The 23,488-nt window shown below is 68.3% G+C and carries 16 protein-coding genes and 1 riboswitch; of the genes, 10 read left to right on the forward strand and 6 right to left on the reverse strand.

From position 1 onward, the window contains the following. Positions 1–7 precede the first annotated feature (7 nt). The 4 genes from JOD97_RS02560 (at position 8) to JOD97_RS02575 (ending at position 3,117) form a co-directional block, all read left to right on the forward strand. Positions 8–862, forward strand: a complete 855-nt coding sequence (locus tag JOD97_RS02560) for an ABC transporter permease (protein ID WP_209713049.1) — start codon at positions 8–10, stop codon at positions 860–862. Next, positions 859–1,677 (forward strand): ABC transporter ATP-binding protein, encoded by an 819-nt coding sequence (locus tag JOD97_RS02565; RefSeq protein WP_209713050.1) that lies wholly within the window; start codon positions 859–861, stop codon positions 1,675–1,677. Before JOD97_RS02560 ends, JOD97_RS02565 begins: the two co-directional genes overlap by 4 nt. 154 nt (positions 1,678–1,831) lie before the next feature. After that, the gene (locus JOD97_RS02570) at positions 1,832–2,812 is read left to right on the forward strand and encodes a HEAT repeat domain-containing protein (protein WP_209713051.1); all 981 of its coding nucleotides are present in this window, start codon (positions 1,832–1,834) and stop codon (positions 2,810–2,812) included. Continuing rightward, the gene (locus tag JOD97_RS02575) at positions 2,812–3,117 is read left to right on the forward strand and encodes a DUF971 domain-containing protein (protein ID WP_209713052.1); all 306 of its coding nucleotides are present in this window, start codon (positions 2,812–2,814) and stop codon (positions 3,115–3,117) included. The genes JOD97_RS02570 and JOD97_RS02575 overlap by 1 nt, the downstream gene beginning before the upstream one ends. 78 nt (positions 3,118–3,195) lie before the next feature. Here the strand turns inward: JOD97_RS02575 and JOD97_RS02580 are convergent, their stop codons facing one another. After that, entirely contained in the window at positions 3,196–5,307 is a 2,112-nt protein-coding gene (locus tag JOD97_RS02580) for a TonB-dependent siderophore receptor (protein WP_209713053.1), read from the reverse strand. Positions 5,308–5,418: 111 nt separating this feature from the next. Beyond that, positions 5,419–5,637, reverse strand: a riboswitch (cobalamin riboswitch). Between the two features lie 649 nt (positions 5,638–6,286). Here JOD97_RS02580 and JOD97_RS02585 point away from each other — a divergent pair. The 3 genes from JOD97_RS02585 to JOD97_RS02595 are packed head-to-tail and all read left to right on the forward strand — an operon-like array spanning position 6,287 to position 11,495. After that, positions 6,287–9,397 (forward strand): glycoside hydrolase family 48 protein, encoded by a 3,111-nt coding sequence (locus JOD97_RS02585; RefSeq protein WP_209713054.1) that lies wholly within the window; start codon positions 6,287–6,289, stop codon positions 9,395–9,397. A 58-nt stretch (positions 9,398–9,455) separates the two neighbouring features. Continuing rightward, complete coding sequence (locus JOD97_RS02590; protein ID WP_209713055.1) at positions 9,456–10,016, forward strand: LemA family protein; 561 nt, start codon at positions 9,456–9,458, stop codon at positions 10,014–10,016. 48 nt (positions 10,017–10,064) lie between these two features. Next, positions 10,065–11,495, forward strand: coding sequence for a glycoside hydrolase family 5 protein (locus JOD97_RS02595; protein ID WP_209713056.1), 1,431 nt, complete (start codon positions 10,065–10,067; stop codon positions 11,493–11,495). Positions 11,496–11,524: 29 nt separating this feature from the next. Here the strand turns inward: JOD97_RS02595 and JOD97_RS02600 are convergent, their stop codons facing one another. Both JOD97_RS02600 and JOD97_RS02605 read right to left on the reverse strand, forming a co-directional pair. Beyond that, positions 11,525–12,676, reverse strand: coding sequence for a hypothetical protein (locus JOD97_RS02600; protein ID WP_209713057.1), 1,152 nt, complete (start codon positions 12,674–12,676; stop codon positions 11,525–11,527). A gap of 87 nt (positions 12,677–12,763) precedes the next feature. Next, the gene (locus JOD97_RS02605) at positions 12,764–13,681 is read right to left on the reverse strand and encodes an AraC family transcriptional regulator (protein ID WP_209713058.1); all 918 of its coding nucleotides are present in this window, start codon (positions 13,679–13,681) and stop codon (positions 12,764–12,766) included. Positions 13,682–13,779: 98 nt separating this feature from the next. On the opposite strand from JOD97_RS02605, the gene JOD97_RS02610 reads away from it, so the two are divergent. Next, entirely contained in the window at positions 13,780–14,535 is a 756-nt protein-coding gene (locus tag JOD97_RS02610; RefSeq protein WP_209713059.1) for an SDR family oxidoreductase, read from the forward strand. Here the strand turns inward: JOD97_RS02610 and JOD97_RS02615 are convergent, their stop codons facing one another. Both JOD97_RS02615 and JOD97_RS02620 read right to left on the reverse strand, forming a co-directional pair. After that, complete coding sequence (locus tag JOD97_RS02615) at positions 14,536–16,833, reverse strand: TonB-dependent receptor (protein ID WP_209713060.1); 2,298 nt, start codon at positions 16,831–16,833, stop codon at positions 14,536–14,538. It lies immediately after the preceding gene. Between the two features lie 158 nt (positions 16,834–16,991). Further along, positions 16,992–17,378, reverse strand: coding sequence for a DUF2946 domain-containing protein (locus tag JOD97_RS02620; RefSeq protein ID WP_209713061.1), 387 nt, complete (start codon positions 17,376–17,378; stop codon positions 16,992–16,994). 235 nt (positions 17,379–17,613) lie between these two features. On the opposite strand from JOD97_RS02620, the gene JOD97_RS02625 reads away from it, so the two are divergent. After that, positions 17,614–18,135: a hypothetical protein gene (locus tag JOD97_RS02625; RefSeq protein WP_209713062.1), complete on the forward strand. Its 522-nt coding sequence runs from the start codon at positions 17,614–17,616 to the stop codon at positions 18,133–18,135. 5 nt (positions 18,136–18,140) lie between these two features. On the opposite strand, the gene JOD97_RS02630 is transcribed toward JOD97_RS02625, so the two are convergent. Continuing rightward, positions 18,141–20,441: a PAS domain S-box protein gene (locus tag JOD97_RS02630; protein ID WP_229264158.1), complete on the reverse strand. Its 2,301-nt coding sequence runs from the start codon at positions 20,439–20,441 to the stop codon at positions 18,141–18,143. Positions 20,442–20,659: 218 nt separating this feature from the next. Here JOD97_RS02630 and JOD97_RS02635 point away from each other — a divergent pair, with 218 nt between their 5' ends. Beyond that, positions 20,660–23,422, forward strand: coding sequence for an HAD-IC family P-type ATPase (locus JOD97_RS02635; protein ID WP_229264159.1), 2,763 nt, complete (start codon positions 20,660–20,662; stop codon positions 23,420–23,422). The last annotated feature ends 66 nt before the right edge of the window (positions 23,423–23,488 follow it).

The following is a 23,488-nucleotide window of genomic DNA, read 5'->3' on the forward strand; positions in this document are numbered from 1 at the left end:
GCGCCGAATGGAGAGCACACAGCAAGCGCCCTTCGCCGCCGGCGGCGCGACGCGCACCGCAACGAACTCTGGTCGGGCCCTGGGCGCCAACGCCGCCCGCTGGGGCGCCGGCGCCGCCTCGCTGGCGGCCTGCCTGCTGGCCTGGCAATGGGCCGCCGCCAGCCATCTGGACCTGGGCCTGGTGACGTTCCAGAACGTGCCGCCGCCGACCGAGGTCGCGCACGCCGGCTGGGCCCTGCTGCAATCGCCGCAATTGCTGGGCCACCTGAAGGCCAGCCTGGCGCGGGTGTTCAGCGGCTTCGTGGCCGCGGCGCTGGTGGGCATCTTGCTCGGGCTGGCCATCGGCCGCTCGCGCCGGCTGGAAAACTGGCTGATGCCGCCGCTGGAAATGCTGCGGCCGATTCCGGCGGTCGCCTGGATACCGCTGGCGATCCTGATGTTCCCGTCGTCGGAGCTGTCGATGGTGTTCATCACCTTCACCGGCGCGCTGTTCCCCATCCTGCTCAACACCATCCACGGCGTCGAGCATATCGACCCGCGCCTGGTCGCCTCGGCGCGCAGCCTGGGCGGCGGACGCCGCGCCGTATTCACCGAGGTGGTGCTGCCGGGCGCCGCGCCCAGCATCGTCACCGGCCTGTCGATCGGCATGGGCACGGCCTGGTTCTGCCTGGTGACGGCGGAGATGATCTCCGGCCAGTTCGGCATCGGCTACTACACCTGGTCCTCGTACACCATCCAGAACTACGCCGACATCGTCGTTGGCATGCTGGTCATCGGCCTGCTCGGCATGGGCAGCAGCGCGCTGGTCAAAACTATCGGCCAGGCCCTGATGCCCTGGCACCAAGCGGAGGGCAAGACATGAGCACGGGACGGATCGACATCGACCAACTGCACCTGCGGGTGGGCCACGGCGCGCAAGCGTTCGAAGCGGTGCAGAATGTCAGCCTGACGGTGGCGCCGGGCGAATTCGTTTGCCTGCTCGGGCCTTCCGGCTGCGGCAAATCGACCCTGCTCGGCGCGCTGGCCGGCCACCTGCGGCCCAGCCGTGGCCGCATCGCCGTCGACGGCCGAGCCATCGACGGCCCGCACGCCGAACGCGGGCTGGTGTTCCAGCACCACACGCTGTTCCCGTGGCGCAAAGTGGTCGACAACGTCGCCTTCGGCCTGAAGATGCAGGGCGTGGCGCGCGCCGAGCGGCGCCGGCGGGCGCGGGAGTTGCTCGGCTTGGTCGGACTGGAAGCGTTCGCCGACCACTACCCCGCGCAGCTATCGGGCGGCATGAAGCAGCGGGTCGAAATCGCGCGCGTGCTGATCAACCACCCGCGCGTGATGCTGATGGACGAACCGTTCGGCGCGCTCGACGCCCAGACCCGGCTGATGATGCAGCAACTGCTGCTGGACCTGTGGGCGCGCATCCGCACCACGATCGTCTTCATCACGCACGACATCGACGAAGCGCTGTTCCTGGCCGACCGCGTGCTGGTGATGAGTCCGAGGCCGGGGCGCATCATCGAGCAGATCGCCGTGCCGTTCCCGCGCCCGCGCGACGCGTCGCTGGTGACGTCGCCGGCGTTCACGGACCTGAAGCGGCGTTGCCTGCAGCTGCTGCACCCGACGGGCGCCGGCCTGCCGCTGGAGCGACTCAGCCCGCTGGGCCAAGTGCGATTCGCCATATAAATCTAAAACACCTTAAAACACGTAGGGCGGATTAGGCGGAACGCCGTAATCCGCCAATGCACGCGCCGTCGAAACGCACGCATGGCGGATTACGCTACGCTAATCCGCCCTACGTGATTCCCAGTCACGCATCAGCCATCGAATAAAGGACGACATGAACACCACGGATAACGACATCGAACTCCACCAACGCCTGTCGGCCCCCGACGCCACGATACGCCGCATCGCGCTGCTCGAATTGTCCGACTGGGCCGGCGACGAACACGCGCCCCTCTTCATCGACGCGCTGCGCGACACCGACGCCAGCGTGCGCGCCGAAGCCGCGCGCGCGCTCGAAGGCTACGAAAGCCCGGCCGGCGTCGCCGGCCTGGCCCTGCTACTGAGCGATCCCGACCAGGGCGTACGCCAGGCCGCCGCCCAAAGCCTGAGCGAAATCAAGCACCCCGACAGCGCCCAAGTGCTGCTGCCGCACCTGACGCACGGCGATGCCGGCGTCAAAACCGCCATCCTGCGCGCCGTGCGCGAACTCCGCTCGCCGCACAGCTACACGCCGGCGCTCGCCGCGCTGGCCGACGGCGACGCCGCCGTGCGGCGCGAGGCCGTCGCCGTACTAGGCTACCTGAAACACCCCGACGCGCTACCAGCACTGACCACGCTGGTCGGTGCCGACCCGGACGCCGAAGTGCGCCGCGCGGCCGTGGGCGCCGTCGGCTACGGCGTCGGCGACGACGCGGCGGCGGCCCTGTTGAACGCCTTGCGCGACCCGGTCTGGCAGGTCCGCGAAGAAGCGGCGACCACAATAGGAAAATTACCGCTGGCGCGCGACGGCGCCAACCTGGCGGCGGTGGCAAGCGCGCTGATGGCGGCGCTGGACGACAGCTACTGGCAAATCCGCCTGCGCGCCGCGCGCAGCCTGGGGCGCCTGCGTTACGCGGGCGCGCTGCCGGCGCTGCTGCCGGTGCTGGCGCACCCGATCAGCAATCTGCGCAAGGAAGCCGCGCTGGCGTTGGGCGAGATCGGCGACGCCACCGCGCTGCCGGCGCTCGAACCGGTGGCCGCCGATCCCGACCCCGAAGTGCGCAAGGCCGCGCGCCTGGCGCTGGAACAGATCCACGCGGCGGCACGGAGCCAATAATGGACTATCCGGCCGACATCAGCAACGACCGCGCCGGGCGCGTGTTGACCATCGTCTGGCAGGACGGCGCGCGCCAGCAATGGCCGCACGCGTTGTTGCGCGCGCACTGCAAATGCACGCATTGCCAGTCACAGCGCCTGCTCGGACGCACGCCCGGGGAGCCGCCGGCACCGCCCCGCGTGGAGCACCTGCGCATGACCGGCAACTACGGCCTGCAACTGGTCTTTAACGATGGCCACGAACGGGGCATCTATCCGTGGCCTTATCTGCGCTCGCTGCCGGCGGACGTGCCCGCCGACGCCTGAAACGAACCCAATATACCGGCGGCTGGAGCGCGCAACCAACTGTGGACATCCCTTACGACAATCGATGGCGACGGCCGGTCAGTAGCGCCACTGCGCGGTCAGCTCGGCGTGGCGCCGATCGCCCAGCAGGTACTGGCTGTCGCTGTAGGACGCGCTCGCGTACAGCTTGTCGCCCAGGTTGCGCAGATTCAGTTGCACCAGCAGGTTGCGGTTGACGTTCCAGCCCACGGTGGCGTCGAGCGTGGTGTAGGCCGGCACCGCCTGCGTGTTGCCGTTGTCGACGAAGCGCTTGCCGACGTGACGCAAGCCGGCACCGGCGCGCCAGTCGTCGGCGCGGTAGCCCAGCCACAGATTGGCGGAGATCTTCGGCACGTCGGTCGGGCGCTTGCCGGCGCGCGAGACGTTGCCGCTTTCGATCAATGAATCATAACGGGCGTCGGTGTAGGCCGCGTTGGCGTCGAGCCGCCACGCGCGGGCCAGCGCGGCGCTGGCGCTCAACTCGGCGCCGCGCGACGATTGCGCGCCGCCCTGCACCGACAGCGCCGGGTTGGACGGATCGCGGGTGACGATGTCGTCCTTGCGTATCCGATACAACGCTGCGGTCCATTCGAGCTTGCCGCCGGCCAGCGCCTGCTTGACGCCGCCCTCGACCTGGCGCGAGCGCGTCAGCTTGTAGCGGCTGTTGGCCAGGTTCATCGACAACAGGCTGGTCAACGGATCGCTGCCGGTGCTCAGTTGTCCGTACAGCGACGTGTTCTGCGCCAGCTGCCACGTCAGGCCGGCGCGCGCGGCGGTCGACTGCAAGGTCGTGTCGAAGCCGTCGCCGCCGCGCAGGCTCGCGCGCTCGACCCGGTAGCGGTCGTGGCGCACGCCGCCCAACAGCAACAGGCGCGCGCCGATGCGGTACGCGTCCTCGACGTACAGCGCGTTGGTGGTGGTGTCGGTGGCGAAGTCGGGGCGCAGCGGATCGGGGCTGTCGAAGCGGCCCGGATCGAAGCCGGTCGGCGCCACGCTGGAGGCGCCGCCGTACGGTGCGTTATTGGTGTGCTTGAAATTGATGGTGGCCGCTTCCCAGCCGGCCACGATCTGATTGGCGCCGCCGTTCCAGCGCGCCTCCAGACGGTTGCCGGTCTGTTCCTGATTGTGCTTGATGGCGATGTAGTCGGAGCGGTTGACCGCGTTGGCCAGCGCATCGTAGACGTAGTATTCGGCGTCGCGCCAGTTGCGCCGCGCCTTCATGTAGGCCAGCTCGTTGCTGACGGTGAGCGCCGGCGACACCCCCCACGTCAGCCGCGCGACGGCCTTGTCGTCGACGTAGGCGATGGCGGCGTCGCCGACGTTGTAGTTCTGGTCGCGCAGCGTGCCCGAGATGGCGCCGTTCACCAGCGGCGTGCCGAAATACCGCTGCGGCTTCTGCTCGAGGTGGTCGAGCTGCACATCGAGGTCGACGTCCGCCGTCAGCGCGTACGTGATCGCGGTCAGCAGCTTGGCGTGGCGCGACTGCCCGCGGTCGATGAAGCCATCGGCGTGGTCGGCGTAGGCGTCGACCCGGAACGCGCCGCCCTCCCCCAGCGCGCCGCTGCCGCCAACGCCCGCCCGCAGCGCGCGGCCGCCGCCGACGCCGGCCATCGCCTCCATCGACGTGACACGGCTTGGCGCCTTGCGCACGGCATTGATGGTGGCGCCGGTGGTGCCGCTGCCGTAGACCACCGAGCCGGGGCCGCGCAGCACCTCGATCGACTCGTAGCCCCACGGGTCCGACGGATAGGTCGCCGTGCCCGAACCGACCAGCAGCCGCTGTCCGCCCTCGAGCACGGCGACCGCGTTGTTGCCGCTGAAGCCGCGCGCCGCGTAGCTAATGCCGTTGCCCGGCGAGCTGATGTCGGTCAGGCCGGTGGTGCGGGTGACGGCGTCCTTCAGCTGCACGTCGCCGCGCGCCTGCATGGTGGCCGCGCCCAGCGACTCGACGCTGGCCGGCAGCTCGTCGGCGCGCAGATTGAGGCGGCTGGCCGTGCCGTTTTGCCGGGCCAGCCCCAGCCCTTCCGGCGCCAGCGCGCCTTGCACGGTCACGGTCGGCATCACTTCGGTTTGCTGCGCCCAGGCGCACGAGGCGCACGAGGCGCACAGCAGCGCGACGGCAGCCGCGACGGGACGCGCGGATGGGGAACGGGTATGGCGGAAACGGATCATGGGAACTCTGCGTGGTCAATGCCGGAACGGCCGGCGGTCAGTTGCGACGGCACACGCGCGCCAACACCAGCGCGGCGCGCGACTGCCAAACAAAGCCACACCCCGGGCTTTGCGCAATACATCGTGACTGGCCGGTCTTCTGGCTCGCCGTCGTCCTTCCCTGTTCCTGCCTTCCCGTGCGCTGCACAGTGGCGTTCGATCAAGGTCGTCAGGCTTACAGCAGCGGGGGCTGCGCCGGACTGGCGCGCGATGAAAATCGCGCGCGTCACCGGCTTCCCGTTTCACCCTCCCGCCGACAAGCGGGAGGACACCATTCACGTATCGACGCGCATTCTACATGCGACCACGCGCCGCTGTACAGGCTTTCAAATCCGACCCGCGATGGTCGAATCGGCCGACACCCACGATGCAAGTTGTCGCGTTTACGCCCATCGAATAAATATCTTTCGCAAGCTTGACTTTAAACTACCATCGCGATTACTCTTGACCTTGAGTTGCACGGCACCAACCGGCCCACGAGTACGGGGGCAAATCTTCCGCCGCGTCGCTGTTCGCGTCCCGCACGCTTGCTGCCGGCCGCCTTTCCTGATCTGGCGATCACCGATCGCTTTTTTTCGAGGCGAATATGAAAACGATTTCAATCTCTCGTTTTGCGTACCCTTCTGAAAACGATTTCACCTTCCGACAGCGTTAGCGCTCCGGTCCCCCACCCATAACAACAAGCGTTCCGCAGCACCGGCGATGCCGGCGCTGTATTTCTCGACGGGCTCTCGCGACCCGTCGGTGTCCCGCTGTCGCCGCGCCATCGGCGACGGCCGGACAACGTGCCACGCCGTGCGTCCAGCACGCGCCGACGCACGCGTTCCATCGTCGGCGTCGGGGCTCCGGAAAGCCCCGACACCGACGGCGCAACAAGCGCGCGTGTCGCCACGCGCGCCATGAATGTTCACACTTTAATTTCACAATAAAGGGAGACAACATGCATACCCAACCACTCGCACCAACCCGCGCACCCGCCGCACCAGCCTTGCCCACATCCTCCACCCCACCCGACCGCAGGACCCGGCGCCAGGCCAGGCGCTGGGCGCGCGGCATCGCGCGCGGCCTGCTGGCGCTGTCGCTGACGACCGGCGCCGCCGCCATGCTCGGCGTGCCGCTGGCGAACGAGGCGCACGCCGCCGACACCGAGTACACCAAGCGCTTCCTGGCCCAGTACCAAAAAATCAAAAACCCGGCCAACGGCTACTTCAGCCCCGAGGGCGTGCCCTACCACTCGGTCGAGACGCTGATGGTGGAGGCGCCCGACTACGGCCACGAGACCACTTCCGAGGCCTACAGCTTCTGGCTGTGGCTCGAGGCGCAGTACGGCCGCGTCACCGGCGACTGGGCGCCGCTCAACGCCGCCTGGGCCAACATGGAGAAGTACATCATCCCGGCGCCGGCCGACCAGCCCACCAACAGCTTCTACAACCCGGCCAAGCCGGCCACCTACGCCGGCGAGTTCCCGCTGCCGAAGGACTATCCGGCGCCGATCACGAGCAGCGTGCCGGCCGGCCAGGATCCGATCAGCGCCGAGCTGCAAAGCACCTACGGCAACCGCGACATCTACGGCATGCACTGGCTGCTCGACGTCGACAACTGGTACGGCTACGGCCGCTGCGGCGATGGCACCACGCGGCCGTCGTACATCAACACCTTCCAGCGCGGCGCCCAGGAATCGGTGTGGGAGACCATTCCGCATCCGTCGTGCGAAACGTTCAAATGGGGTCGCACCGGCGGCACGCAGGGCTTCCTGAGCCTGTTCATCGGCGACTCCAGCTACGCCAAGCAGTGGCGCTACACCAACGCGCCGGACGCCGACGCCCGCGCCGTGCAGGCGATCTACTGGGCCTCGGTGTGGGCCAAGGCCCAGGGCAAGAGCGCCGACGTGGCCAGCCTGGTGACCAAGGCGGCCAAGATGGGCGACTACCTGCGCTACGCCATGTTCGACAAATACTTCAAGAAGATCGGCAATTGCGTCGGCACCCAGACCTGCCCCGGCGGCAGCGGCGCGGCCGACGCCCAGGGCCTGCGCGACAACCAGCACTACCTGATGAGCTGGTACTACGCGTGGGGCGGCGCCACCGATCCCAGCGCCGGCTGGGCATGGCGCATCGGCTCCAGCCACAACCACTTCGGCTATCAGAATCCGCTGGCCGCGTGGGCGCTGTCGACCCAGCCCGAGTTCAAGCCGCTGTCGCCGTCGGCGGCCGGCGACTGGGGCAAGAGCCTGACGCGCCAGGTTGAATTCTACCGCTGGCTGCAATCGGCCGACGGCGCCATCGCCGGCGGCGCCACCAACAGCTGGGGCGGCAGCTACGGCACGCCGCCGGCCGGCACGGCCACCTTCTACGGCATGTTCTACGATGAAAAACCGGTCTACCACGATCCGGCGTCGAACACCTGGTTCGGCTTCCAGGCCTGGTCGATGCAGCGCGTGGCCGAGTACTACTACGCCAGCGGCGACGCCCGCGCCAAGGCGGTGCTCGACAAATGGGTGGCGTGGGCCTCGGCCAACACCGCGCTCAACGCCGACGGCACCTACAGCATTCCGAACACGCTGGCGTGGAGCGGCCAGCCCGACACCTGGAACGCCGCCGCGCCGGGCGCCAACGCCAGCCTGCGCGTGACGATCGTCGACAGCACCGGCGACGTCGGCGTGGCCGCCGCCTACGCCCGCACGCTGATCTACTACGGCGCCAAGGCCAACAACGCCGCCGCCAAGACCTTGGCCAAGGAGCTGCTGGACCGCATGTGGGCCAAGAACCAGGACGCGCTGGGCGTGGCGGTCGACGAGAAGCGCACCGACTACCTGCGCTTCACCGCCAAGTACGACCCGGCCACCGGCTCGGGCGTGTACGTGCCGTCCGGCTGGACCGGCACCAACGCCCAGGGCGCGACCATCGACGCCAACACGACCTTCCTGAGCATGCGGCCGAAGTACCAGCAGGATCCGCAATGGCCCAAGCTCAAGGCCCACCTCGATGGCGGCGCCGCCCCGACCTGGCGCTACCACCGCTTCTGGGCCCAGGCCGACGTCGCCATGGCCTTGAACGATTACGCCAACCTGGTCGAACAAGCCGACTCGCCGGCCGTGCTGGCCAGCTCGACGGGCGTGTCGGTGCCCGAGGGCGGCAGCGCCAGCGTCGCCATCTCGCTGTCGAAGGCCCCGAGCGCCAACCTGACGGTGACCGTCGCCAAGGCCGCCGGCGGCGACGCCGACCTGACCGCCGGGACCACCACGCTGACGTTCACGCCGGCCAACTACAACGTGGCGCAAAACGTCACGCTGAGCGCCGCCGTCGACGCCGACCAGCTCAGCGGCAGCGCCACCTTCGGCTTCAGCGCCACCGGCTACCTGTCGACCAGCGTCACCGCCACCGAGATCGACAAGGACGTCGTGGTGCCGGTGGTGCTGGCCGTCAGCGGCACGCCGGTCACGGTGCCCGAGGGCGGCACCCAGACCTTCCAGGTGCGGCTGGCCAGCGCGCCGGCCGCGCCGGTGGCGGTGACGGTGGCGCGCGCCAGTGGCGACACCGACCTGTCCGTGGCCGGCGGCGCCACGCTGTCGTTCACCACGGCCAACTGGAACGCCGCGCAAACGGTGACCCTGGCGGCCGCCAACGACGCCGACAGTGTCAACGGCACCGCCGGCTTCCGGGTGTCGGCGGCCGGCGCCACCGACGTGCTGGTGGCGGCCACCGAGGCCGACAAGGACGCCCTGCCCGGCGGCTGCGCGGTCGACTTCGACACCAGCAGCGACTGGGGCAGCGGCCAGGTGCCACGGGTGGTGCTGCGCAACACCGGCGCCGCGCCGATCAACGGCTGGTCGCTGAGCTGGACCGAGTCGAACGACGTCACCTTGGTCAACTCGTGGAACGCGACCCTGGCCATGTCGGGCCGCGGCTTCGTCGCCACGCCGCTGGGTAACGCCACGGTGCCGGCCAACGGCAGCGTCGAGTTCGGCATGCAACTGGGCTACAGCGGCGCCAAACCGCTGCCGACCAGCCTGACCTGGGGCGGCCGCAGCTGCACCATCGCCGTGAAATAAGGGACCGGGCGGCCGCGCGCACCACGCCCGGCCGCCCTTTCCGCAGACAGGAGACATCATGCCTATATCTATGAAAACCGTCGCCACAGCCACGCTGCTGGGCGTGCTCGTTCTGGGAGCCGTCGGCGCCGGCCGCCACCACCTGGCCCGCGCCGAAGCCAGGGAAGCCAGCGCCGCCGCCTGGCTCGAGCTGGCGCAGATCCACGCGGCGCGCGCGCAGGCGGCCAGCGCCGCGCTGGCGAGCGTCGGCGCCGCCGACGGCCTCGATCCAGCCATCGCCGCCCGCGCGCGCGACGCCCTGACGCGCGCCTCCAAGATGCCGGCGCACGAGCAGCTGCTGGGCGACGTGCGCGCGATCGAACGCTACAAGCAGTACCAGGGCGAGCTGACCGGCGCGCTGTTCGTGCTGGTGGCCGGCGCCCAGCAAGTCCCGGCGCTGGCGGCCAGCAACACGGTGCAAGGCTTGCGCAGCGAACTGCTGCGCGACGAGTCGGCGCTGGCGGCCGCGCGCGAGCGCTACCGCCGGGCCGCCGCCAGCTACAACGCCATGAGCGACGCCTTCCCCGGCGCGACGGTGCTGGCGGCGCTGGCCTACCCGGACTTGCCGGCCGGCCTGTGACACGGCGGCCGAGCGCCGCCACCCACCCTCTAATTTAGAAAGAACACGATGAACATACTGACTTCAAACTCCAGCGCCAAGACGCTGGTGGCGGCGCTGGCCCTGGGCTTTGGCTTGTCGGCCGCCGCGCCGGCGCAGGCCTACACCGTCTCCGGCACCAAGATCCTCGACGACGCCGGCGTCGTCGTGCCCTTGCGCGGCGTGAACTGGTTCGGCTTCGAAACCAGCGACGGCACGGTGCACGGCCTGTGGGCCCGCAACTGGAAAGACATGATCGACCAGATCCAGGCCAGCGGCTTCAACGCCGTGCGCGTGCCGGTGTGTCCGGCTACGTTCCGCGGCGACGGCTCGCCGCCCGGCGGCGTCATCAACGCCAACCTGAATCCCGAGCTGGTCGGCCTGAAATCGCGCCAGTGGCTGGACGTCTTCCTGACCGAGCTGGACCGGCGCGGCATCTACATCCTGCTCGACCACCACCGGCCCGACTGCCAGGCCATCTCCGAGCTGTGGTACACGCCGGCCTACAGCGAGGCGCAGTGGCTCGACGATCTGGACTACCTGGCCCAGCATTATTCCGGCCTGCGCAACCTGGTCGGGCTGGACCTGAAGAACGAGCCGCACGGCGCCGCCACTTGGGGCACCGGCAACACCCAGACCGACTGGAACCTGGCCGCCGAACGCGCCGCCAAGCGCATCCTCGCGGTCAATCCCAAGCTGCTGATCTTCGTCGAAGGCATCGCCACCAACCCGGTCTGCTCGGGCAACCAGGGCATCTTCTGGGGCGGCAACCTGGAACCGTTGAAATGCAAGGCGCTCGACATCCCGCGCAACAAGCTGGTGCTGTCGCCGCACGTCTACGGTCCCGACGTGTTCAACCAATCGTATTTCGACGACCCCAGCTTCCCTGCCAACATGCCGGCGATCTGGGACACGCATTTCGGCCAGTTCGCCAAGGATTATCCGGTGGTGATCGGCGAAGCGGGCGGCAAATACGGCCACGGCGGCAGTCCCAAGGACAAGGTCTGGCAGGACGCGCTGGTCACCTACCTGAAGCCGCGCGGCATGACGGGCCTGTTCTACTGGTCGTGGAATCCGAACAGCGGCGACACCGGCGGCATCCTGCAGGATGACTGGAAAACCGTCTGGCCCGACAAGCTGGCGCTGTTGCAGCGGCTGTGGGACGGCAGCACCACCACGCCGCCGACCAACCCGCCGACCACGCCGCCAACCAACGTCACCGCGACGCAGAAGATCAACTCCGATTGGGGCGCTGGTTACTGCTCGGAAGTCACGGTCGGCAATCCCGGCACCCAGCCGGTGCAGTGGAACATTCAGCTAACGGTCGACGGCAAGATCAACAACCTGTGGAGCGCCGTCTGGAGCCAGAGCGGCACCACGTTGACGGCGTCGGGGCAAAGCCATAACGCCACCGTGCAGCCGGGCGGCACGCAGGCTTTCGGCTTCTGCGCCACGCGCTGACGGCTGGGCGCGCGCGGGCGGTGGCAAGGTCACGCCGTCCGCGCGCGCATTTTTCGCCGCAGCCGCCGCGCCAGGCGCGACGCCACGGCGGAAAACACGTACGCATACAGATAGATGGCCAACACGATCGCGCCGAACATGAGGAACGCGAAGGTGTCCGGCTGCCCGCCGATCGGCATGTTGAACACGGTGGACGCGACGGCGACGATGAACATCATGAACGGAAAGTGCGTTGTGAACAGCACGAAGCTGGCGCCGCTGAACCAGCGGTTGAGGCGCCACGCGCTCCAGCGCAGCCACGAGATCGGTCTCTGAACAGCCGGCGCGGCCAGCCAGGACACGGTCAGCAGCGCGAAACTGGCGCCGAACAGCAAATCGAGCGCCATCCGCGCCGCCGTGATCAGCGCCTCGGGCACCTGCTCGACATGCGCCCCGCCCCAGCGCGACACCAGCAGGCCGATCACGAACGCGGGCGTGCCATAGCGGCGCGGGCAGCGCACCTTGGTGTTGTAACCGAGCCAGCCGACGCCCGCCCCCATCATCCACAACAGCAGATAACCGAGAAACTCCGGCGCCAGCACGCTGCCGGCGATGGCGACGGCGACGGCGGCGCACCAGCCCAAGGGGCGGCTGCGCTTTCCCAGAACAAACAACGCCGCCAGCGCGAAGTAGGCCCAGCATTCGTAAGCCAGCAAATACAGCATCGTATTGCTGCCCAACCCGGGAACGACGAAGCGCTGCAGCATCAACATATTGCCGGCGAACGCCTCGAGGTTGAGGCTGGGCGAGAACATGGTGAAGTAGGCGTACACATCCGGCCGCGCCAGCGCATGGGTGCCGATGAAGTCCAGCGCGCCGCCCAGCAACAAGGCCGGCGTCAACAGGCAATAAAACCAAGTGGAACGGCGCAGCAGGTCGGCTTGCGGGTCGACGCCGTGGCGCCAGCGGTGCACCGACAGCCCGCCCAGCGCCAGGCCGCTGATCACCATGTAAACGACGAAGGCCTCATGGCCCAGGCTGGTGACAAAATAAAAGAATTTCAGGACCAGGCCTTTGTCGGGCACCTCGGGATAGGCCGCGAACAACATGAAGCGGACGTGGTAGATCACCGCCATCCCCGCCGCGAGCAAGCGCATCAGATTGATGCGGGCCTGGAAACCACTGTTGACACGCGCGTCCATAGCCTGGCTCCCCGATGATGGTCGTATGGCTTAGACGGTAGCGCAAAAAGCGGCCGCGTCTTTGATCCACATCGTGCCGGCCGCCGCTCAGGCGCGGGCGTCCTGGCCGGCCTGTCCGCGCGCGTAGCGCATCGGCGGCTGCCCGACGTGGCGCGCGAAGGCAACACTGAACGCGCTGGCCGAGCCGTAGCCGACTTGCCGCGCCACTTCGGCGACGCCGCCCTCCGTGCTTCGCAGCAGGTTCTTGGCGCGGGCCATGCGCCAGGCCAGCAGATATTCCATCGGCGCCACCCCGACCGCGTTGCTGAAGCGTTCGAAGAAGACCGTGCGCGACAACGCCGCCTCCCTGGCCAGCTGCGCCACCGTCCACGGCCGCGTCATGCCTTCGTGCATATGCCGGATGGCGACCGCCAGGCGCTCGTCGGCCAGCCCGCGCAGCAGACCGGGCGAGGCCGCCGTCCCCGCCGCCGAGCGCAGCGCCTCGATCAGCAGCACCTCCAGCAAGTGCGCCAGGATGACATCGCGCGCCGGCCGCCGCGCGCGCGACTCCTCGCCCACCAGCTCCACCAGGGTGGCCAAGCGCCGCTCGCCGCGCACGTGCACCAGTTCCGGCAACAACGAGACCAGCAACGCCGCGTCCGGCGAGCCGAACGCGCAGTGGCCGATCAACAGCCGCGCTTGCGCCGGGCCGCTTTGCCGGCCCAGCCTGAACTGGCCGTCCGCCAGCACCACCGGCTCGCTGTCGGCGGCATCCAGCGCCGGCGGTTCCGGGCTCGACATCGTGAAGCCGAAGGCCGACGGAATCAGCACGAAATCGCCTTGGCGCAGGGCGATCGGCTCGCGATCCGCCACCGTCAGCAAACTGGCGCCGTCGAGCACCACGCAATAGAAGGGCTGGCCGGATTCGGAGCGGCGCACGCGCCACGCGCCGGCGCCCTCGACCAGCTTCGAATACCGCGCTTGCGGTTGAAGAAGTGACACCACCTCGGCCAGCGGATCGATCATGTGCGGACTCTCTCTAATAAAAACAGGATGATCGATTATAGCCAGTCCTGCGATGGCCGCCTATAGTTCATGCACGCCAACCCATCACAGGAGTTCTCATGAAAACCATCCTCATCACCGGCTGCTCGTCCGGTTTCGGCCTTGAAACGGCACGCTATTTCCTGGAACGCGACTGGAACGTCGTCGCCACGATGCGCACGCCGCGCGCGGATATCCTGCCGCGCTCGGAACGCTTGCGTGTGATCGCGCTCGACGTCACCGACGCCGACAGCATCGCCCGCGCGGTGGAGGCCGCCGGGCCGATCGACGTGCTGGTCAACAACGCCGGCATCGGCGCCCTCGGCGCGCTGGAAGGCACCTCGACGGCCACCGCCGCCGACATCTTCGCCACCAACACGCTCGGCACGATCGCGATGACGCGGGCGGTGCTGCCGCAATTCCGCCAGCGCAAGGCCGGCGTCGTCGTCAACGTCACCTCCAGCGTGACATTGACGCCGCTGCCGCTGCTGTCCGTGTACACCGCCAGCAAGGCCGCCGTCAACGCCTTTACCGAATCGCTGGCGCTCGAACTGGCGCAATTCAACGTGCGGGTGGCCCTGGTGCTGCCCGGCCGCGCGCCGGAGACCAGCTTCGGCGACAACGCCAGGGCGCGCATCGACGGCGCCATTCCCGAGGCCTACGCCGACATGGCGCAAGGTGTGTTCTCGGCATGGGGCGCGCAGACGGCCGTCACCCGCGCGGCGGACGTGGCGGAGGCGGTGTGGCGCGCCGCCACCGATCCGTCGTCGCCGCCGCGCATCCCGGCCGGCGCCGACGCGGTGGCGCTGGCGCTGGCCCTGGCCGAACAGCGCTGACTACAAATCGAACTTCAACTCCGCCACAAAAGTGCGCTGGCTGTACGGGTGGGTCGCCCAGTAGCGGTAGTTGTTCAGGTTGTCGACGCCCAGCGCGGCGCTCCATTGCTTGTCGAGCTTGAAGCGCACGCGGGCGTCGGCCACCAGGAACTTCGAAAAGCCCTGGTAGCTGAAGCCGTTGGTGTCGCTGTTGTCGAGCTGCCCGTACTGCACGCCGCTGTAGCGCGCCGCCAGCGTGTAGGTGACGCTGTCATTCCAGCGGTAGCTGGCCACGCCGGTGGCGCGCCATTTCGGCACCCTCGGCTGGCGTTTGCCGACGCTGGCCGCATTGCCCCGGTTGGCCGTGATGATGGAATCGGTATAGGTGCCGCTGGCATTCAAATCCAGGCCGCGGATGCCGACGTCGTCCGCCTGCCACGATAGTTCCAGGCCCCTGGTGCGGATCGCGTCGACGTTCTGCACCGTGGTGACGGTGGCCGTCAGCGCCTGCGAATACAAGGCGTCGCGGGTGCGCTCGAAGAACAGTGTCGCGCGCAGGCTGCCGTCATCGGTGGCGCGCTCGGCGCTCAGTTCGCCGGTCCACGATTTTTCCGGCTTCAAGTCGGGATTGGTATTGATGATGGTGTCGCCGTCGATCTGCCCCTGGTACAACTCGCTGACGGTCGGCATGCGCACCGCGCGGCCGGCCGACGCCTTCAGCACCCAATCGGCGGCCAGCTGGTACGCCAGCGCCGCTTTCGGCGAGAAGTGGGCTTCGCTGCGGTCGCCGCCGAACGGCACGATGGCCACCGAGTTGCCCAGTTCGCCGCCGTCGGCGTTCCAGCGCTCGTAGCGGCCGCCGATGGTGGTTTTCCATTCCGGCGTGATGGTCCAGGTGTCTTGCGCGAACAGGCTCTTCAAGCCGGTGTCGCCGTTGAACGCGGAAAAACGCGCGCCGGCCGCGCCGTGCAGCCAGTCGCCGGTGGTGCTGACGAGCGTGCGCAGGCGGTAGCCGTCCTGCTGGTAGCCGAACTCGATCACCTGCGCGCCGGCGCCGCGCTCGGCGCCGGCCGGGCGCCAGGTGCCGCGCAGGTTGACGTTGTGCCAGCCGGTGCCGTCCATGTCGGTGATGCGCCCCGCCCCGCCCGCCGACGAAGCCGGCAGCGTGGCGGTCGGCGCGCGCAGGATGTCCTTGCGGTAGTCGTAGCGGCTGGCCGCCAGTTCCCAGTCGAACACGCCCATGGTGTTGGACTTGACGGACAGCCCGTGCATCACATGCTCGAGCTGGTTCAGGTTGGGCGCGAACGCCAGGCTGGGTGTGTTGAGATTGTATTGACGGCCGCCGATGACGACGTTGCCGGCGTAGACCGGGTTGCCGGCGGCGTCGCGCAGGTAGCTGTCGGCCTTGCCGTCGGTGTCGTTCTTCCACCAGCCCAGCGTATAGCTGGCGCGCAGCGTCGGCGAGAAGTCGTAGGCCAGCTTCAGCTTGGCGTGGTCCTGCACCGTGTGATAGCCGGTGGTCGTGCCCAGCAGCCACCAGTCCCGGCCCTTGTTGTTCTTGCCGGCGACGGCGCCGCTGACGACCGGCGTGCCGGCCGCCGGCGCCACGCCGTCGCTGAGCGCGCGCGTGGGGAACACCAGCGGCTGGCTGTTGCTGTCGAGGCGGTTGAGGTTGATCCACCAGGCAAAGCCGCCGCTGCGGTTGCCGATCGAGGCGCTGGCTTGCTTGCCGTTGTCGCGCTCGCCGGTGGCGTACATGTCGAACTTCTGCGTCGCGTAAGAAATTTTGGCGTGCGCCTCGAAAGTGGTCGGCATGCGGGTGACGTAGTCGACCACGGCGCCGACGGAATTGCCGGCGTAGGCCGCCGAGAACGGGCCGTACAGCACGTCGACGCGGGCGATTTCCTCCGGCGTGACCATGCCCCAGCGCGGCGCGAAGCCGGCGCCGTTGCCCAGGTAGTTCGACAGCAGGATGCCGTCGGCGTAGACCATCGAGCGCGCGCTGTTGCCGGTGCCCGAGGCGCGCGTCGACAGCACCGCGTGGTTGTAGTCGCCGATGTAGCGCTTGCGCACCAGCAGGCTGGGCAGGTATTTCAGCGCGTCCTCGCTGTCGCTGGCGTTGATGGTTTGTTCGATTTGGGCGCCGGTGACGCCTTCGATGGTGGTGGGAATCTGCGTTGGCAGCGAGCTCGGCCGCCCGCCCAGGATGGTGACGACGCCCAGCATTTTGGCCTGGCTATCGTCGTCAATCTGGGCGCGGGCGCCGGACGACAGGGCGAGCAGCAGCGCCGCCGCGATCGGTGTGGGTTGAAGCTTCATGGTTGGTCTTCGCTTGCATCATAGGTGGTTGTGCGGGCCATGTCCGGGGCCGGTGCGCGCGTGCGCGCGGCGTCCGCGTCGCCCGCTGGGAACGCGGCGGGTCGACGGCGTACGGCATGGCATGGAAGCGTGGCGCGGATGGCGCCAGCGTCGGCGAATCAGGCGTGGGCGGGCGGCGCGCGCGCTTGCGCGCTGGTCCAGACCGGCAGCGGCCGCGGCGAGCGCAGGAAGAGATACGGGACCACGTCCGCTGTTTCCAGCAGCGGGATCACCACGGCGGCGCCGGGCGGCAGGGCAGTGGAATCGGCGTGCACGGCGCACAATGGACAATGCTTGAGGTGCGAGGAATGCTGCTCGGCGGGGTCGGCGGTGACGGCGACGCCGTCGATCACTTTGATCAGTTTGGTGCCACCGGGGCTGCAAATCTGGGTCCAGGTTTCGCCGCGCGAGGCCGACAAGGCATGGGAAATCGACGGCGCGAGCGCGGCGAACAGCATCGCGATACAGGCGATCCAGGCGGCGACTCCACGCGTGACGTTGTTCATTCCCATGCCGAAATTATATCAGGCGCCGGCGTCGTCGTAGCGGTCCTTGCGCGCTTTGGATCAAATCGCCGGGATTCCTGCGCCCCCAGCAAAGGAAACCAAAAAGCAACGACCGTGGTTGACCGCGGCTAGTTCCCCGTGGCAAGATCACCGGACTTATTTAATCCTTAACCTGACCGTTTTACCACTGTCGTCCGCTGTTCGAACCTTCACCGCCGCAACCGGAGCCGCCACCATGACCAGCATCAATTCCAGTAAATCCTTGCCGGTCTTCGGCACGGTGATTTCCATCGCCGAACTGGCGAAGACCAAGCCCGGAATGATCAGGGCCGCCACCGCCGAGCAGATCGCGGAAATGTCGCTGTACGAGAAACAGGTGCAGGAGCGCGCGGCCGCCGTCGACCGCTACGCGCGCGACCATCCCGATCACATCTACGCACAGGTGGTGGACAATGGCGAGGTGGTGGCCACGGTCTACGACTCGGGCATCGCCGGTACGGTGCACAATATTCCCGGTCTTAAACTCACCGAGAATGGACAGGGCCTGGACCTGGCCAAGACCCGTCTGGCAGAGATCATGCGGGCCATCCCCGGCAAGGTCATTTACGACCATTTCGTCGTGCCCGACGGGCCGGCGCCGTCGTCCAACATCCCCGAGTCGGCGATACCGAAAGTGACCGCCCGCAGCCTCAGCCAGATTTTGCAGGACACCAGCTGGAATCTGCAGCGCGCGCTCATCGACAGCAAGGCCGAGTAACCAAGCTAAGCCGCCGGACCGGCGCGCGCGCGTGCTTCGGCGAGCGCGTCGTCGACGGCCGAATTGAGTTCATTGACATCGACCGGTTTGGTCAGGTAGCGGAAGAAACCGGCCGCGATGCCGTGCTTGATGTCGCCCTTCATGGCGTTGGCGGTGAGCGCGATGACGGGGATGTGCGCGGTGCGCGGATCGCGTTTTAGCATTCTCTGCGCCTGGTTGCCGCTCAAACCGGGAAGGTTGATGTCCATCAGTATCACCTGGGGCTGGCGTTCCAGGGCCAGCGCAACGCCGTCGCGGCCGTTGGTCGCCGATATCATGCACAGGTCGGAGCGGAAGCCGATGATTTCCTCGACCAGGCGCAGGCTGGCGGGATTGTCCTCCACGTACAGCAACAGCGCCGGCCCCGTGGGCGCCGCCTCGCGCGCCTGGACGGGCGCGGCGACCGGCGGCGCGACCGGCGGCGGCACCGGCGCCATGGTTTGCAGCTCGACCCAGAAAACGCTGCCGACGCCGACCTCGCTGCTGACGCCCATGGTGCCGTCCATCAGTTCGATGAGGCGCTTGGTGACCACCAGCCCGATGCCCGTGCCCTCCTCGCTGCCCGCCTCCTGGCCCAGCCGATTGAACGGCTGGAACAAGCCGTTCAATTGCCCGGCGTCGAGGCCCTTGCCCGTGTCCCGCACCGCGATGCGGACGCGCCCGTTCTGTTCCTGCGCGGTGAGCGCGACGATGCCGTCGGCGCGGTTGTATTTGATCGCGTTCGACAACAGATTCAACACCACCTGTTTGAGCCGGGTGTGGTCGCCCCGCACCACCAGGCGCTCGCATTTGGCGAACACCAGGCCGACCCGCCGCTGCTGGGCCTGCTCCTCGACCATGGTGCGCACCTCCGCCACCAGCGCCTCCAGCGCGATCGGCTCGATCGACAGGCTCAGGCTGCCGGACTCGATCTTGGCCAGGTCCAGGATCTCGTTGATCAACGACAGCAGATGCTTGCCGGCGCTGACGATATTCTGCACGAACGCGCGTTTTTGCGTGGCCGTCGACGGCAACGCCTCGTTGGCCAGCAATTGGGCGAAGCCGAGGATCGCGTTGAGCGGCGTGCGCAACTCGTGCGACATGCTGGTCAGGAATTTATCCTTGGCCTGGTTGGCGCGCTCGAGCTCCACCTTTTGCTCGTTCAACATGCGCTCGGTCCGCTTGCGCTCGCTGATGTCGCGGATCGCCGACGACACCAGGATGCCGTCCTCGGTCTCCAGCGGCGACAGGCTGATCTCGACCGGGAATTCGGAGCCGTCCTTGCGCAGGCCGTACAGTTCCAGGCCGGCGCCCATCGAGCGCGGCCGCGGCGCCGACGAGAAGTTGCCGCGATGGTGGGGATGGGCGGCCGTGAAGCGCGCCGGGATCAGGATCTCGACTTTCTTGCCGATCAGTTCGGCACGCTGGTGGCCGAACAGGCGCTCCGTCTGCGAGTTCACCAGCACGATCTCGCCCTGTTCGTTGACGATGACGATGGCGTCCGGCGCGGACTCCAGCAGGCCGCGGAATTTCTGCTCGGCGCGGCGCCTGTCGGTGACGTCGCGGATCGCGCTGATGACGAAGGCGCCGACCTCGGTCTGGATCGGCGACAGGCTGATCTCGACGGGGAATTCCACCCCGTCCTTGCGCAAGCCGTGCAGCGCCAGGTCGGCGCCCATCGTGCGCGCCCGTGGCTGGTCGAAGAAGCGCGCGCGGTGGCCCACGTGGACATGCTGGAAGCGGCGCGGCAGCAGCGCATCGACCTTCATGCCGTGCAACTCCCCGGCGGTGTAGCCGAACAGCCGTTCGGCCTGCGAGTTGGCCAACACGATCGCGCCGGTGGCGTTAACCATGATGACGCTGTCGGGCGTCGATTCGAGCAGCACGCGGAACTTCGCCTCGACGAACTGGACGTCGCGCAGCGCCTTGCGCACCGTGGTGTCCTTCATGCTGGAGATGACGTAGCGCGCGCCGTCGGCGGCGTTGGCGACGATCTCGCAGGAGGCGTCGACATAGATGAATTCGCCGTCGCGCCGGCGCCGCAGCGACTCGTGCTCGCAACGCCCCAGCGCGGCCAGCGTCGCGGCGATGCGCGCGTCGGCGGCGGCCTGGTCCGGCAACGAGATCAGCTCCCACAGATTGCCGCCGAGCGCCTCGTCGTCGCGGTAGCCAAAGATGCGCTCGGCCCCTTTGCTCCAGCGCACGATGGCGCGGTCGATCGTCGTGACCACCACGCCGCCGGGAGCGCTGTCGAGTATCAGTTGATCAAAATCGCTCACTTCCATCATGCTCCCGTGATCCGCAAAATTGTGCGCCCGCCGCACAGACCACCCTATCGATAACATGCAATAAAGTCAACGGCCTTGACCCGATATGCAACACCCAACGGGGACCGCTTTGTGCCGGTTTCTTGACACAGGTCAAAGCTTGCTTGGCGCAACGTGCTCTACGATAGCTTGCCCTCGGACCATGCGTCGTCCGCCGGGCGCTACTTGCGGAGTGAAAGATGGAAATGCGGTCGATGTCGCCGGACGATCCCCATCACGGTCCCGGCGCCCCGCCGCGCGCCGGCATCGACGATGGCGGCTGGCATGCGTTGACGGCGGAACAGACCATCGAGCGCCTCCACACCAGCCACGAGGGCCTGCCGGAGCACGAGGCCGCGCGCCGCTTCCTCGCGTTCGGCGCCAACACCTTGCCGGCGGCGCCGCCACCGAGCGCCGTCAAGCGCTTCCTGCTGCAGTTTCATAATCTACTCATCTATGTCCTGCTCGCCTCCGCGACGCTGTCCATCGTCTTGCGCCACGTGGCCGACGCGGTGGTGATCCTGGTGGTGGTCGTGCTCAACGCGACCATCGGATATGTACAGGAAGGCCGGGCGGCGGCGGCGTTGGAGGCGATCCGGGGCATGGGCGCGACCCGCGCGGCGGTCAAGCGCGCGGGCCGCCGCGCGAGCGTCGGCGCCGAGCGTCTGGTGCCGGGCGACGTGGTGTTGCTGGAAGCGGGCGACCGCGTTCCGGCCGACCTGCGGCTGATCCGCGCCAACAACCTCAGGATCGACGAGGCGATACTGACCGGCGAATCCACCGCCGTCGAAAAAGGCACGCAGGCCGTACCAGCCGGCGCCGCGCTCGCCGAGCGCGCCTCGATGGCGCTGTCGGGAACCTTCGTCGTCAACGGCCAGGGCAGCGGCGTGGTCACGGCCACCGGCACGCGCACGGCGCTGGGCGCCATCAGCGTCATGGTCGGCCAGGTCGGCGCGCTGGAAACCCCGCTGACGCGCCAAATGGCCGGCTTCGCCAGACAACTGACGGTGGTGATCCTCGCCATCTCGGCGTCGACCTTCCTGTTCGCGCGCCTGGCGCGCGGCTACGCGGCGGCCGACGCGCTGATGGCCGTGGTCGGGCTGGCCGTGTCGGCCATCCCCGAGGGCTTGCCGGCCATCATGAGCATTTCGCTGGCGATCGGGGTGCGGCGCATGGCCGCGCGCAACGCCGTCGTCCGCCGCCTGCCGGCGGTCGAAACGCTGGGCGCGGTGTCGGTCATCTGCACCGACAAGACCGGCACGTTGACGCGCAACGAAATGACCGTGCGCGCCGTGGTGACGGGCGTCGACAGCTACGAGACGACCGGCGCCGGGTATGACCCGGCCGGCGCGTGGTGCGTCGCCGGCCGCGAGATCGACCCCGCCCTCCGGCCCGACGTCGCCGAGCTGGCGCGCGCCGCCCTGCTGTGCAACGACGCCTCTTTGCACCTCGGCGCCCAGGGATGGCGGGTGGACGGCGACCCGATGGAGGGCGCGCTGCTGACGCTGGCGATGAAGGCCGGCCTCGATCCGGAGCTGGTGCGCAAACAACTTCCGCGCACCGACGAAATCCCGTTCGATGCCCGCCACCGTTTCATGGCCAGCTTGCATCACTGCCACGACAATGGCGGCACGATCCTGGTCAAGGGCGCGCCGGAGCACATCCTCGCCATGTGCGCGCGCGAGCGCGGCGCACACGGCGACCACGCGTTGCGCGCGGCGCATTGGCACGCCGAGGTCGACCGCCTGGCGGCGCGCGGCCAGCGGGTGCTCGCCTTCGCCGCCAAGCCGGCGCGGCATGACCAGCGCGACCTGGTGTTCCGCGACGTGGAAAGCCAGCTGACCTTGATCGGACTGGCCGGCTTCATCGATCCGCCCCGCGAGGAGGCGACCGCCGCCGTGGCAAGCTGCCGCGCCGCCGGCATCCGCATCGTCATGATCACCGGCGACCACGCGGTGACCGCCTGCGAGATCGCCCGCCAGCTGGGCATCGCCGACGCCCCGAGGACCTTGACCGGCGCGCGCCTCGACGCCCTCGACGACGGCCAGCTGGCGGCCGCCGTGCGCGACACCGACGTGTTCGCGCGCACGACGCCGTTGCACAAGCTGCGGCTGGTCGAAGCGTTGCAGGCGGACGGCATGGTGGTGGCCATGACCGGCGACGGCGCCAACGACGCGCCGGCGCTCAAACGCGCCGATATCGGCGTGGCGATGGGCGACAAGGGCACCGCGGCGGCGAAGGAAGCGGCCGAAATAGTGCTGTTGGACGACAACTTCACCTCGATCGTCGCGGCCGTGCGCGAAGGCCGCACCGTCTACGACAACCTCATGAAGGTGATCGCCTGGAGCCTGCCGACCAACAGCGGCGAGGCGCTCACCATCATCGCCGCCATCGCCTTCGGCCTGGCGCTGCCCATCACGCCGGTGCAGATTCTCTGGATCAACATGGTGACGGCCGTCGCGCTCGGCCTGGCGCTGGCCTTCGAGCCCACCGAGCCGGGCACCATGCGGCGCCCGCCGCGCGCCGCGCGTCAACCGATACTCACGCTCGACCTGCTCTGGCGCGTGCTGTTCGTGTCGGCGCTGTTTGTCGCCGCCGCCTTTGGCATGTACTTCTGGGCCGAAAGCCGGGGACTCGGCACGGCGATGGCGCGCACGATGGTGGTCAACACCCTGGTCGTCATGCAAGTGTTCTATCTGTTCAGCGTGCGCTATGTCCACGGCACGTCGCTGACCTGGCAGGGCGTGCTCGGCACGCCGGCGGTCCTTGGCGGCGTCGCCCTCACCATCGCCGCGCAGGCCGTGTTCACCTACGTGCCGTTCATGCAGGCCGTTTTCGATACCCGTCCGATGGCGTTGCTCGACGGCGCGGCCGTCGTCGGCGTCGGCGTGGCCTTGCTGCTCGTGGTCGAGGCCGAGAAAGCGGCGCGCCGGCGCCTCCGAATCACTCAAGTTGTTGATTGAGTGCCATGTTGTTCCGGCGGCATAAGGACTTATGATGTGGGGTTCTTACCTCACTGAAACAGGTCC

The organism is Duganella sp. 1411, from assembly GCF_017833525.1.
In the GTDB taxonomy this organism is placed as follows: domain Bacteria; phylum Pseudomonadota; class Gammaproteobacteria; order Burkholderiales; family Burkholderiaceae_D; genus Rugamonas.